This window comes from Silvibacterium dinghuense (assembly GCF_004123295.1).
Lineage (GTDB): Bacteria > Acidobacteriota > Terriglobia > Terriglobales > Acidobacteriaceae > Silvibacterium > Silvibacterium dinghuense.
The window spans coordinates 182,081-196,384 of the sequence record NZ_SDMK01000004.1; the positions used below are offsets into that span (position 1 = coordinate 182,081).

The following is a 14,304-nucleotide window of genomic DNA, read 5'->3' on the forward strand; positions in this document are numbered from 1 at the left end:
CCGGGTGCCCCACATCTCGCGCTGTTCGAGATGTGGGCTCGCAGGATCGTAGGTTCGCGACCAGCGGGAGCGCCACGCGAAGCGAAACGCCGGGACGGCCAAGTCCCGCGACCAGCGGGAGCGGGGGCCGAAGGCGATTCGCCCTGCGCGCAGCAGTCCTTCCCAAATCCGAACCACACCAAAAACCCGCCCAATCCGGTTTCGGAGCGCACGGCACCCCGCGCTTTTCCCCTTATCTCCCTCCCCATTCATGGCCGAATAGCCCCAGGCGCCGTCCCCAGACGGCACACCGGAGCCCGTCATGGATGCTGCATCCCCACGCAACCCACGCCGTATCCGAGCCCTCATCCGGCTCTGCTGCGCCGCCGTGGGCTGCATCCTCGGACTCCTGGGCGCGTCTCCTGCGCTCGCCGGCGGCCCGCGCTGGGTCGCCGGCCCTGCCTATTTCAACGCCTCTGCGCTCGGCCAGCCCGTGGTCTGGTCCGGAGGGCAGGTCAACTACTACGTCGATCTCGGCGCCCTCAGCGCCACCGAGGCCAACGGCCCGGCGACCACGCTCGTGACCAACGCCGCCGCGATCTGGAACGCCATCTCCACCGCCGCCGTCCAGCTCACCTTCAAGGGCAACCTGGCCGAGAACGTCAGCGGCAGCAACGTCACCAACACCAGCGGCGTCCTCTCCGAGCCCGCCGACATCCAGCCCACCGCCACCACCAGGCCGGTCGCTGTCATCTTCGACGCCGACGGCTCGGTTCTCAATACCCTCTACGGCTCCGGCGCCAGCGACCCCACCGTCTGCCCCCAGACCGGCGTTTACACGCAGGTCGACAACATGACCGCCGACGGCCATATCGCCCACGCCCTCATGATCGTCAACGGCCTCTGCGCCACCAACGCCGGCATGTACGCCGTGCTGGAGTACCAGATCATCCGCGCCTTCGGACGCATCCTCGGCCTCGACTGGTCGCAGGCCAACGAGGAGCAGTTCGCCGCCAGCTCTCCTACCTCCGACGACCTCGCCGGCTGGCCCATGATGCACCCGGTCGAACGGCTCTGCCTCGAGAACGCCGAGACCTGCCTGCCCGCCCCCACCACGCTGCGCACCGACGACATCGCCGCCCTCAATCGCCTCTACCCGGTCACCTCGGCCAACCAGTCGTCCTGGCCGACAAAGAAGCTCACCGCCGCCAACACCCTCACCGTCCGCGGCACCGTCAGCTTCCGCAACGGACAGGGCATGCAGGGGGTCAACGCCGTCCTGCGCCCCATCAACGTCCTCACCGGCCTGCCCGATCTCCGCTACACGGCGACAGCCGTCACCGGCGCATACTTCGCAGGCAACGCAGGCTCTGTGATCGCCGCCGCGCCCGCCTCTACCACGTATCTGCCCGGCTCCTTCGGCAGCGACGACACCACGCTCGAGGGCTACTACGAGATCAGCGGCGTCCCACTGCCCGCAGGTGAAACCTCGGCCAGCTACCAGCTCACCTTCGAGGCAGTGAACCCGCTCTACACGCAGAAAGAGTCGGTCGGAGCCTACCTCACCGGCCAGGTCACGCCCTCCGGCACCATGCCCACGCTCTCGCTCGGCGCGCTTGCCGCAGGCTCCAGCCTTACCCAGGACGTCACCATCGACGACTCCGCGGAAGAGACCTTTTCCGGCAACGACGGCAGCCAGGGCTCTCCCGCAGCGTTACCGCAAAGCGGCGAATGGACCGCCCGCCTCAACGGTTACGGACATGCCAGCTGGTTTGCCTTCCAGCCCAAGGCCAACCGCGAGTACACCATCGAAGCCCAGGCGCTCGATGACAGCGCCGAAGCCACCATCGACAAGGCCATGCCGCTCATCGGCGCATGGAACGCCTCCGACGATCTGAACGCGACTCCCGACCTCTCGATCACACAGCCCTTCAACGGTGGTGTACTCGGCCTGAGCCGACTCCTGGTCATCACCAGTGCGACAGGCGAAGAACGCGTAGCCATGGCCGATGCCCGCGGTGACGGCCGTCCCGATTATCTTTACCGCGGCCGCATCCTTTACGCCGACTCCGTCCAGCCTGCACATCTGCCTGCAGCCGGCGGCCCTGTCGTCATCGAAGGCACCGGCTTCCGCATCGACTCGGTGGTCAAGGTGAACGGCACGGCAGCGGAAATCACCAGCATCTCGCCGAATGAGATCACCGCCATGGCTCCGGCCTCCGGAGGCGTCACCGGCACCGTGCAGGTGGAAGTCGACGATCCCGAGACCCTCGGCGTCACCATCATCGCCGACGGCCTCGCCTACACCGCGCAATCCGGCGACACGCTCACCCTGGTCAGCGCCCCCACCGGCTCCATTCCCATGAGTGTGCCCCAGTCCGTCACCGTCCGCGCCATGAACTGGGACGACGAGTGGCCGGCCGCCAATGTTCCCGTCACCTTTGCGGTCACCGGAGGCTCAGCCGCCCTCGGCTGCGGCCAGAGCACCTGCACGGTCGCCACCAACGCCGACGGCACGGCCACGCTCAGCGTCAGCGCCACCACCACCGCTCTTGCCCAGCTCACCGCCTCCATCTCGAGCGGCGCCTCGGTCCTCAGCGTATTCACCGGAGCCGCTCCGCCAACCGTCAGCGCGCTCACACCCGATCTCTATCTCGCCATCGGTGGCGCCGCGACGTGGACACCGCAGGCGCTTGTGCTCAACGCCGGCAGCCCGCTCGCCGGAGCCGCCGTCACCTGGTCCACGACCGCCTCCGATGTCTCGCTCGGCACCGCCTCGAGCACGACAGCCGGCACCGGCATTGCCACGCAGACCCTCGCCGCCGGTCCCTTCACCGCCGGCGAAGCCGAAACCGTCAGCGCCTGCTACGGCACCAGCTGCGCGGCCTTCACTCTCTATGCCGTCCACCTTGAAACCGCGGTCCTTGTCCCGGTCAGCGGCACCAGTCAGCAGACCGCTCCCGGCACCGCCTTCAGCCCCGTCACCCTCGAGGTCACCGACGCCATCGGACACCCCGTGGCCGGCGCCCCGGTCATCTTTTACGAGACGCTCCGCGCCTGGACCGATCCCTGCCCCACGCAGGGCAGCTGCCCAACAGCCCCGATCCTCGGCCAGGCCACCATACAGACCATCTCCGCAGCCGATGGCACCGTCACGCTCACTCCCATGTCTCTGAGCGGCCAGCCCGGACGTCTCTCCCTCCTCGCTGTCACCGGCCCCAACGCCACCTACAGCTTCGAGCTCGACAGCCCCGCTCCCACCGAATAGCTGCTGCGCGCAGGGCGATTCGTCTTCGGCACCCGCTTCCTGGGTGCCCACCCATGACAGTTTTTTGCCATGGGTGGGTCTCACTCGAACCTTGAAATAAGCCACGACCGGGAATTCCGCACCCCGCCGACATCCCCCGGTTCGCGCCAAGAACGCCAGGTTCCGCAAAGCTCGCGAAGATAGTTCAGGAAAAAGCAAACATGGATGCCCCACATCGCGTTCTGTTCGAAATGTGGGTTTGCAGGATTTCCTACTCCCCACTCAAGCCAAAACCGGGCTTGAATGGGCCACCGTCGGGAGTTCGTGCTTTCCCACATCTCAAAGTCGAGATGTGGGGCACCCGTTTTGTCACCACGGCATAGGACTCGGATAGCGACCAGCGGGAGCGGGGGCCGAAGGCGAATCGCCCTGCGCGAAGCAGCAACCAAAGGGAGCGGAGGCCGGAGGCAAAAAGCCGCGCGGTTAGCGCCGCGCAACTCTTTCCCCTGAATCCGTGTCAGATAGGCTTGTAATCTTCGGGATAGGCGTTCCACGAATTTCGGGCGCCGGAACATTCGCTCTTAAGCCCGGGAGATGAGGCTACGATGAACACGACACCGCAAACGCACGACTCCGCCGCCCGCAATCTATGGTCTTTCGGCCAGAAAGCCATCGCCGGCGCGCTCGTTTACCTGATGATTCCCATGGGCGTGGCCGATATGTGGGCGCAGGAAGCTCCGCCCCCGCCGCCGCCCGACCAGGCCACCGCCCAGCCCTACGATCAGGGTCCGCAGCAGGGCACGCCGCCGCAGGCCTACAACGCGCTCAGCCCGGACCAGCTCGATCAGCTCGTCGCGCCGATTGCGCTCTATCCCGACGCACTTGTAGCCCAGATCCTTGCCGCGTCCACTTACCCCTCACAGGTCGTTGAGGCGGACCGCTTCGTCCAGACGCACCCCAACTATCCACCCGACCAGCTCGGCCAGATGGTCGACGGCATGAACTGGGATCCCAGCGTCAAGGCTCTGATTGCCTTCCCCTCGGTGCTCTCCAACCTGGATCGCAATCTCGACTGGACCAGCCAGCTGGGCAATGCCTACTACAACCAGCCGCAGGACGTGATGGCCTCCGTGCAGGCCATGCGCCAGCGCGCCTACCAGACCGGCAGCCTGCGCTCCAATGAGCAGATTGCGGTCGAATACCAGCCGAGCGAGATCGTCATCGCCCCGGCGAACCCGGCTGTCGTCTACGTGCCCTACTACAACCCCTGGGTCGTCTATGGCGGACCTGTGGTTGCATGGCCCGGCTACTACGTCGCCGCACCGCCGGTCGGCGTGGCCATCGGTGTCGGACTGGCCATCGGCTTCGGTATCGGCATCGCCATCGGCGGCTGGAACCATTGGGGCTGGGGATGGCATAGCTGGGGCTGCGGATGGGGCGCGCACACCATCGTCTACCAGCGCAACGTCTACGTCTCCCGCAGCGTGACGGTCATCAACCACGGCTACTACGGCCACTTTGACCGTGCCCCGGGCGCCCGCGCCTACAACGCCAGCATGGCCTCCCGCGCAGCCGCCTTCCATGGCGGAGCGAACGGCTTCAATCGTGGCGGCGTGAACAACTTTAACCGTGGCGGAGCTACCGGTTTCAATCGCGGTGGTGCTGCCGACTTCAATCGCGGAGGAGCGGCCAGCAATTTCAATCGCGGCGGAGCCCAAAGCTTCAACCGTGGAAACACCGCTCAGGGCTTCAACCGCGGTGCAACCGGTGCCCAGAACTTTAACCGCGGCACGACGGGCGCACAGAACTTCAATCGCGGAAACGCCGGTAGCGCGGCGCGTCCTGCTGGAAATGCGGCACGCCCGAGCGGCGGCGCACAGCGCCCGGCAGCCAGCGCATCGCATGCCGGTGGCGGCGGCCATCCTTCCGGCCATCCCTCCGGTGGCGGTCATCCTCACAACCGCTAATCCAGCGGCTGCATAACAAAAACGGCGGAGCCCCTTGGCTCCGCCGTTTTCTTTGCCTGTGATCCCGCCCACTTTCTCTCTCTATTCGACACTTATTCGTCTTTTTTGCGCCTCTTTTGGCTCTTGACCGTTTTATCTGTGAAGATAAACAAAGGGACCCCTCGTTCCATAACGAACAAGAGAGAAGGTGCGGACATTCCCGCGCCTCGGAGAAGGTTCCGCGCATCAAGTAGTGGTAAGAGGAGAGAGGATGAACGCGACAGCGCAAGGAGCAGTACAGATCCCTGCCCTGCAACAGGGTCGGCGCCCACGCCTGCTGGTTTTGGGAGGCGGATTTGCCGGCACCCACGTGGCCAAGGAGGCCGCGCATTTGCCCATCGACATCACCATAGTCGATCGACGCAATCACTTTACATTCCAGCCGCTGCTCTATCAAGTAGCGCTGGCCATGCTTTCCCCGGCGAACATTGCCTCACCCATCCGCACCATTGTCAGCGGAAAGCAGAATGTTCAGGCCCTGATGGACGAGGCCACCGGCTTCGATCTCAACGCCCGCCGCGTGCAGATGAAGAGCGGTGCCGAGCTTGAATACGATTACCTGGTCGTCGCCACCGGCGCCACGCACTCCTACTTCGGCAACGACAGCTGGGCGCCCTATGCTCCCGGCCTCAAGACCATCGAGGACGCCATCGAGATCCGCCGCCGCGTCCTGCTGGCCTTCGAGCTGGCCGAGCGCCAGATGCTCGAAACCGGCTCCCATCCTCCTCTCAATTTCGTCGTCATCGGCGGCGGCCCCACCGGCGTGGAACTCGCCGGCGCCATCTCCGACATCTCCAAGCTCTACATGAAGGAAGATTTCCGCCACATCGACCCGGCCAAGGCCCGCGTCATGCTGGTCGAAGGCGGTCCGCGCGTGCTTGCCGCCTACCCGGAAGAGCTCTCCAAAAAGGCTGTCGAGCAGCTGAAGGATCTGGGCGTCGAAATCCACACCAAGATGCAGGTCACCGATGTGAAGCCCGGCTACGTCATCGCCAACGGCGAGCGCATCGATGCCGTCGTCACCCTCTGGGCTGCCGGCGTGCAGGCTTCGCCGCTCGGCAAGCTGCTCGGCTTTGAAACCGACCGCCGCGGCTGCGTCATGGTCAACGGCACGCTCAATCCACCCGAGCACCCTGAAATCTTCATCTGCGGCGACCTTGCCCACGTAGAAATCAACGGCAAGCAGGTCCCCGGCGTCGCCCAGCCCGCCATGCAGATGGGCAACCACGTCGCCAAAATGATCGAAGAAGACCTGAAGGGCAAGACCCGCAGCGACTTCGTCTACTTCGACAAGGGCGACATGGCGACCATCGGCCGCATGGCTGCCATCGCCAACGTCAAGTGGCCTTTCAAGGCCAAGCTAAGCGGCTTCCCGGCCTGGATCACCTGGCTGCTCATCCACGTGATGTTCCTGGTCAACTTCCGCAGCCGCGTCTTCGTGTTCTGGGAGTGGATCTGGAACTACTTCACCTTCACTCACGGCGTACGCCTCATCACCGGCAGCCAGGAACTCCCCGGCTGGACCAACCAGAGCGATGCGCAACACGGCGCAGTTGAAGCCTCGAAGGAAAAAGCCAGCGTAGCGTAAGCAGCGCCGTGCAGGATCACCACCCTCCAAAAGCCCTGCGCCACCAGCGCAGGGCTTTTCTTTCTTCTCAAATCCCAATAGATTGTCATCCCGACCGGAGCGACCATAGGGAGCGAAGTGGAGGAACCTGCAGTGTTCAAGCAGCACGAGGACGAGGGTGCCCCATCCAAGCTCCGCTTGGGTGGGAAGCGACGAACCCGGGTGCCCCATGTCTCGATTCTGAGACATGGGTTCACAGAACGCCGACGGTGGGGTTGGGGACTTGTCCGCACCGGCACAATCAAAGGTGCTCCGTCCAAGCTACGCCTGGGCGGGAACGCATGAGCTCGAGACAAAAGGCTGACCGTATTTACGACTGGCTGCTGACCGCATCATCCCCGCTCCAATAGACTGTTTCCAGCAAACGAGGTCCGCAGTGGAAGCCTACATCGAACGAGTCGTCGATCTCACCGATCCCAACGACAACCAGATCCTCAACCAGTCGGTCGAAGACGCGCGTGCTGCGATCCTCGCCAACGATGCAGAGCGCGTCCGCCGCATCTCGGGCTCTTTTGCGCTGCTCGCCCGCGACGGCAAGACCGTGCGCATGGCCCGCTCGCTCGACCGCCCCATGCGCTACTTCCTGGCCAAGCGCGCCGAGGGCCCCGCACTCATCGTCGCTCCGCGCATTGACGCCATCTATCAGCAGCTCGTCACCGAAGGCCTCGCCGACCAGTTCCATCCCGGCTATACGCGCATGGTGCCCGCGCACTACATCACCGAGCTGCAGCTCATCGGCTGCCCCGATCCCGACCCCACGTATACGCGCTTCTTCACGCCCGTCTCGAACGCGCTCTCGACTGACACCAACGAGATTGGCCGCGCCTACATCGCAGCGCTCGCCGACGAAATCGCCGCGTGGCTTCAGTCCATCCCCGAGTCCCAACCCATCGGCGTCTGCTTCTCCGGTGGCATCGATTCGGGCTCGGTCTTCCTGGTTACTTACCATGTGATGCGCAAGCTCGGCATGAGCCCCGCGCGCCTCAAGGCCTTTACGCTCGATCTCGGCGACGGCCCCGATCTCCAACAGGCACGCGCATTCCTCGACTCGCTTGGCCTCGGCCTCTTTCTCGAAACCATCGAAGCCGACCCTGCATCGCTCCATGCCGAAGAGACCATCCGCATCACCGAGGACTACAAGGCGCTCGACGTGGAGTCGGCGACCATGGCGCTCGCGCTGCTCGGCGGCATCCGCAGGCGCTACCCCGAGTGGAAGTACCTGATCGACGGCGACGGCGGCGACGAGAACCTCAAGGACTATCCCATCGAGGAGAATCCCGAGCTCACCATCCGCAGCGTCGTGCACAACCAGATGCTCTACCAGGAGGGCTGGGGCGTCGGTCGCATCAAACACTCGCTCACCTACTCCGGCGGCCTCTCGCGCTCCTACACGCGCACCTACGCGCCCGCGCGTCACTACGGATTCGCCGGCTTCAGCCCTTATACGCGGCCCAATGTCATCGCCGTGGCCGAGGCCGTGCCCTTCATCGCGATCACGAACTACAGCGTGCCGCGCCTCTACGAGCTCAAGGGCGAAATCGTCGCCGCCGGCGTCCGCGCTCTCACCGGCCTCGAGATGCCGGTCTACGAGAAGCGCCGCTTCCAGCACGGCGCGATCCCGAAGGAAGCCATGCGCCAACACCTGCCCCTGCGCGAAGCCGAGTACCGCCGCCGCTTTCTCTCGATCTACCAGTAACGCCATGGCCGAGCCGTCACATGACCGTGATTGTCATTCCGACCGAAGCGAGCCGAAGGCGAGCGCAGCGGAGGAACCTGCGGTTTCTAAACGGGTGCTCCATCCAAGCTCCGCTTGGGTGGGAGAAAGCGATCTCTCAGGCAGCACAGAGCACTATCCCGCATCCCCCACCGGCCGCGACCGCTGGATCATCGAACATCGCGCCGGCGTGCGCAACGACGACGGCATTCCCATCGCCGAGCATCGCGCCGCACTCTCGCCCTACGAGCCCTACGGCTTCTTTCTCGAAGAGGAGCCGGCCGCCGGCGGCCACATCGCCCCATGTGTAACCATTCTGCTTACAAATAGAGAATGCCCGTGGCGCTGTGCCATGTGCGACCTCTGGCGCAACACCCTGACCACGACCGTGCCCACCGGAGCCATCCCCAGTCAGATCGACCACGCCCTCAATCACCTCCCACCTCTGTCATCCCGACCGGCCTTCCCCAACTTGTCATCCCGACCGGAGCAACGCGAAGTGGAGGGACCTGAGGTTGTCTCTGAAGCCGGCGAAGACACCTCGCAGCGGAATGAAGCTCTACACCCTACACCCTATCCCCCATACCCTGCCGTCATTAAGCTCTACAACGCCGGCTCCTTCTTCGATCCCCGCGCCATTCCGCCGGAAGATGACGAAGCGATTGCTGCACGTATGCAGCATTTCGAGCGCGTCATAGTCGAGTGCCATCCAGCACTGCTTGGAGAGCGCACGCTCCGATTCCGCGACCTTATACCCGGCAAGCTCGAAGTCGCGATGGGCCTCGAAACCGTGCACCCTGAAGCGCTCGAAAAGCTGAACAAGCGCATGACGCTCGAGCAATTCCGCAGCGCATCCGACTGGCTCCGCAAGCACGACATCGACCTCCGCGTCTTCCTCCTCGTGCAGCCACCGTTCGTTCCACCAGCGGAGGCACTCGACTGGGCCTGCCGCTCCATCGACTTCGCCCACGACTGCGGCGCGACCGCGATCTCCCTGCTCACCACGCGCGGCGGCAACGGAGCCATGGAAGCCCTTGCCGCGACTGGCGACTTCATCTCACCCAGCCTCAACACCGTGGAGGCTGCATTCGAATACGGACTGAGCCAGCAACGCTCCAGGATATTTTTAGATACCTGGGACATTCCCACACACTTAACCTGTGAATCATGCCGGGAAGCCCGCATCGCTCGCATAAAGACGATGAACCTCACCCAGCAGATTCAGCCGCGTGTGAGCCAGCACGAACCCGGGTGCCCCACGTCTCGATTCTGAGACGTGGGAAGGCGCGAGCGCTAAAACACAGGTGCCAGAAAGACCTCGAATGACAGAACCACCCTCAAGCTCGAATTACGACCTCGCCATCGCCGGCTCCGGCTTTGCCGGAAGCATCCTCGCCTCGATCGCCCGCCGCCTCGGCCTCTCCGTCGTGATTCTCGAGAAGGGCAGCCATCCGCGCGTCGTCATTGGAGAGAGCTCCACACCCCTCACCGCGCTACTGCTTGAAGAGCTTGCTGCAAAGTACGATCTCCCTACACTCGCCGCCTTCTCCAAGTGGGGCAGCTGGCGGCGCGAACACCCGGAGATCGCCTGCGGCCTCAAGCGCGGCTTCACCTTCCACCACCACACGCCAGCCCAGCCTGCATCCTCCGGCCGCGACTCGCAACTCCTGGTCGCCGCCAGCCCCAACGAATCCATCGGCGACGTGCACTGGTACCGCGCCGACTTCGATCACTTCCTGCTCAACGAAGCCGTCCGCCACGGCGCCGTCTACTACGATCTCGTCCATAGCCTCACACCCAGCTTCGACAGCGAAGGCGTCACGCTCACGGCCACGCGCCACGATGATCCAGTCCACATCCGCGCAAAATTTCTCGTCGACGCCACCGGCCCGCGCGGTTTTCTCCATCGCGCGCTCTCGCTCGGCGAAAGCACACTCCCCGGCATGCCTGCCACCGAGGCGCTTTACAACCACTTCACATGTGCAGCAACGCTCGAGAGCGGAAACCACGCCCGCCTCAATGGCCAGCCGCCGCCCTACCCTATCGATCAGGCAGCCGTGCATCATCTCTTTCCCGGTGGATGGGTGTGGGTGCTGCAATTCCACCACAGCATGAACGGCGGTGGCATCACCAGCGCCGGCGTCGCCTGCACGCAGGAAACCGCCGCACGCCTCAACCTGCGCGAAGGCCAGCCCGCATGGCAGCGCCTGCTCGAAGAGATTCCCGCACTGAAAGAACAATTCGCACACGCAAAGCCAGAGCGCGCCTTCACCCACATTCCGCAGTTGAGTTTTCGCAGCGCCGCCATCGTCGATCCGAACAAACAACCGCGCTGGGCGCTGCTGCCTTCAGCCGCGGGCTTCGTCGACCCACTGCTCTCGACCGGCTTCCCGCTCACGCTGCTCGGAGTCAGCCGTCTCGCGCAGCTCTTCTCTCAGCACGAGCCTGCAACATGGTCCTCGCCCGCTTTCGCGCAAGACCTGCGCACGTATGCCGAAGCCACCGACACCGAACTCCTCGCCGCGGCACACCTCATCGCCGCGCTCTACGCCAACCTCGACGACTTCCCTGTCTTCGCCGCGCTCTCGCTGCTCTATTTCGCCGCGGTGAGTTATGCGGAAACCGCACGCCGCCTGGGCCGCGCCGACCTCGCACCGAACTTCCTGCTCCACGATGCCCCAAACTTCGGCCCCGCAATGAAAGACCTCTGCGCCCGCGCACAGCAGCCGCGCACACTGCAGGAGTCAGCCGCACTCATCAAATCTATCTACAGAGTGATTGAGCCCATCGACGTAGCCGGGCTATGCGATACCACGCGACGCAACTGGTACCCGGTGGAAGCCGCGGACCTCTACGCCAACGCGTACAAACTCGGCGTCACGCAGGAAGAGATCTCCGCACTCCTCAAGCGCTGCGGCTTTTAAGACAACAAATCCGTGTGCCCCACGTCTCGATTCCGAGACGTGGATTCGTAAAACTGCGAATCGCGACCAAAGGGAGCGGAGGCTGAAGGCGGAAGGCCTGGACGGCCAGTCCCTATTTCAAAGCCTCGCGCGCCACGATCCCTTTTCCCTCTTCCACGGTTACAAATTGGTTCGGCGCCACATCGGCCACCGTTTCTTTGCGTCCGCTCGGCCACGTAATCTCGATCCTCGCCACATTCTTCGCATCGGGCTTACCGAGCCCGAAGGTCAACGGCAGCTCGCTCTGCGAGAGATAGCTTGAACCCGACTTCACCCGCTCGGTCACGCGCAGTCCGCGCGCAGTCACCACTGTCACCTTTGCGCCGATGCCGTCTTTGTTGGACTTCACGCCCACCAGCTTCACGCGCAGTGCATCGTTCGCGTTACCGCCGTCGTTGCGCAGCAGCTTGGCTGCGCCATTGCTCACGTTCAGCGCCAGATCGAGATCGCCATCGAGATCGATATCCGCATACGCCGCACCGCGCCCCACCACCGGCTGCCGCAGAGCCGAGCCCACCTTGGCTGTCACATCCTCAAACTTGCCGCGCCCCACGTTGCGAAACAGTAACGGCTGTTCCGGATAACTTAACGTCGGCGTCGTCACCGCTACGTCATCGGCCACATGCCCATTGAAGGCGAAGATATCCGGAAGCCCGTCAAGATCGTAGTCGAAGAAAAAGCTTGAGAACGTCAGCGACTTCGCCGATGGCCCCGCGATCCCCGCAGCATTCGCAACATCGGAGAACAACCCGCCGCCGTCGTTATGGAACAGCGCCATGCTCTCATTGGTGAAGTTACCTACCACCAGGCTCTCGCGGCCCGACTGGTCATAGTCCGCAGCATCCGTGCCCATGCCTGCGCGCGCCTTGCCCGCATCGCTGAAGGCCACACCCGCCGCAAAGCCGCTCTCCGTAAACGTGCCATTGTGATTGTTGCGATAGAGCTTGTTCGGCTGTGTGTCATTGGTCACAAACAGGTCGAGCCATCCATCGTCGTCGAAGTCTACCAGCGCCACACCCAGCGACTTGCTCGTCGCGTCCTCAAGCCCCGCAGCCTTCGTCACATCTTTAAATCGTCCATTGCCCTCGTTGTGATACAGCGTCCCCGACTCGCCCTTGTAGAGCTCCGGCGTGCAGTAGGACTTGTGCGTTCCATCGAGCGAGCAGCGCTGGTCCGTCGCCACCGACCATGTCACATAGTGCGCCACGTAGAGATCGAGCCGCCCGTCGTTGTCATAGTCGAACCACACCGCACCCGTCGCAAAGCCCGGCGACGCTACGCCAGCCTTCGCTGTCACATCCGCGAACGTCCCGTTCTTCATGTTGTGAAAGAGCCGTCCGCCGCCGACTGCCGAGAGATACACATCATCGTAGCCGTCGTTGTCGAAATCCCCGACCGCACAGCCCATGCCATAGATCTCGACATCGAGATGTGCAGCCTTCGTCACATCGGTAAACGTGCCGTCATGATTATTGTGATAAAGCGCCGGGGTCGAATGCTGCCGAACATGCCCCGGCCAGTCCTTGCCGTTCACGAATAGCACGTCCTGGTAGCCGTCGTTGTCGTAGTCGATAAAGCACACGCCGCTGCCCATCGTCTCCGGCAGATACTTCTCGCCGAAGGCTCCACTGTTATGCCGGAAGCGAATGCCTGCCGCAGCGGTCACATCCGTAAAGCGCACCGGACCTGAGCCCCGCACCCGCTCGGGAGTCGAAGCAGCAGCCGGCGCCGGCTGCGTTGCAACGGAAGGCGACGCGGGCTTGCTCGCGGGCTGGGAAGACGCGGGGGCAGAAGGAGACGAAGCATGCTGGCATCCACCCAGCACGAGCACAAACAACCAACACACGACAGGAAAAAAGCGGCGAAGCAACAAGCGTCAAATCCCTTTAATTCACATGTTCAATATATTCAAGCCGCCGCAGTCATGGCCGCAGGCGACTTCCTGCGCCGCGCATCCAGACCCATTTCCAGCAGCAACGCCAGCGGCCCGACGAGAAACAGCGCATACAGCGGCGCATACACCGACTGGTGCAGCCTCAGGACCATCTCCACGATGGCCACCGCCACCACCACAGCACACTGCCCCCAGCGTGAGCGCACCGTCGTCTTCGGGTCCGTAATCATGAAGAAGATGAAGAGCTGATACTCCGGACCCGTGATGGGCGCAATCTCCGACTGCCACGGCTCGTGGATCATCCGCGCACGCACGACCGCCAGCACCAGGAACGCGATCACGTAGGTCGCAGTGATGTGGAAGCGCCGCAGCCGCCAGATAATAGCCGAGCCCAGCAGCCAGATCACCGCCATCGCAGCCAGGTTGTTGCCCCACTGGATGCCCAGCATCGCCACCGTCTCCGGCAGCAGGAAGAGCATCACGCAGATACCGAAGTTCGAGGGATTCCACAGGTGCCGCCCGCGAAAGCGCAGGACATACTTCGAAAAGATGGTGATCGCCGCACACACCGCAAACGGCCAGTACTCCGGCGTGCGCAGCAGGATGCCGACGCTGATCCCCGAGATATACGCGCTCGCCAGGTTGGGAAACTTTCCGTAGAAAAATTTCCCCAGCACCAGTTCTGTCACAATCGCGGTGACAATAGCCAGCGCCGTCCGCGAATAGCTCTCGAGCACTCCATAGCTGAGCTGGGCCGCCAGCAGGATGATCGTGATGAACACCGGCGGCACATAGCGATTCTCGAGCGAGAGCCACTGCTTCCACAGCGGCTTCGCTGGCGGCGCAGCCACAGCCGTCTCACTCATAGCGCGTC

8 protein-coding genes are annotated in these 14,304 nt (G+C 63.7%); 6 read left to right on the top strand and 2 right to left on the bottom strand.

The window, feature by feature from the left end:
- Positions 1-301 precede the first annotated feature (301 nt).
- The 6 genes from ESZ00_RS16940 to ESZ00_RS16965 all read left to right on the top strand — a co-directional run bounded on the left by ESZ00_RS16940 (position 302) and on the right by ESZ00_RS16965 (position 11,497).
- Positions 302-3,247 (top strand): IPT/TIG domain-containing protein, encoded by a 2,946-nt coding sequence (locus ESZ00_RS16940; RefSeq protein WP_129209508.1) that lies wholly within the window; start codon positions 302-304, stop codon positions 3,245-3,247.
- A 584-nt stretch (positions 3,248-3,831) separates the two neighbouring features.
- Complete coding sequence (locus tag ESZ00_RS16945) at positions 3,832-5,193, top strand: DUF3300 domain-containing protein (protein WP_129209509.1); 1,362 nt, start codon at positions 3,832-3,834, stop codon at positions 5,191-5,193.
- 250 nt (positions 5,194-5,443) lie between these two features.
- On the top strand, positions 5,444-6,820 hold the full coding sequence (locus ESZ00_RS16950) for an NAD(P)/FAD-dependent oxidoreductase (protein WP_129209511.1): 1,377 nt from the start codon (positions 5,444-5,446) through the stop codon (positions 6,818-6,820).
- A gap of 415 nt (positions 6,821-7,235) precedes the next feature.
- Positions 7,236-8,555 (top strand): asparagine synthase-related protein, encoded by a 1,320-nt coding sequence (locus tag ESZ00_RS16955; RefSeq protein WP_129209513.1) that lies wholly within the window; start codon positions 7,236-7,238, stop codon positions 8,553-8,555.
- Between the two features lie 118 nt (positions 8,556-8,673).
- A complete protein-coding gene (locus ESZ00_RS16960) occupies positions 8,674-9,846 on the top strand; it encodes an archaeosine biosynthesis radical SAM protein RaSEA (protein ID WP_129209515.1) in 1,173 nt (390 codons plus the stop codon).
- Positions 9,847-9,895: 49 nt separating this feature from the next.
- Positions 9,896-11,497 carry an NAD(P)/FAD-dependent oxidoreductase gene (locus ESZ00_RS16965; protein ID WP_129209516.1) on the top strand — a complete coding sequence of 534 codons (1,602 nt, stop codon included), beginning with the start codon at positions 9,896-9,898 and terminating at the stop codon, positions 11,495-11,497.
- A 112-nt stretch (positions 11,498-11,609) separates the two neighbouring features.
- Here ESZ00_RS16965 and ESZ00_RS16970 read toward each other — a convergent pair whose 3' ends face one another.
- Together ESZ00_RS16970 and ESZ00_RS16975 are read right to left on the bottom strand one after the other, a co-directional pair.
- On the bottom strand, positions 11,610-13,235 hold the full coding sequence (locus ESZ00_RS16970) for a CRTAC1 family protein (RefSeq protein ID WP_164981576.1): 1,626 nt from the start codon (positions 13,233-13,235) through the stop codon (positions 11,610-11,612).
- A 209-nt stretch (positions 13,236-13,444) separates the two neighbouring features.
- Positions 13,445-14,296: an RnfABCDGE type electron transport complex subunit D gene (locus ESZ00_RS16975; protein ID WP_129209519.1), complete on the bottom strand. Its 852-nt coding sequence runs from the start codon at positions 14,294-14,296 to the stop codon at positions 13,445-13,447.
- Positions 14,297-14,304 lie beyond the last annotated feature (8 nt).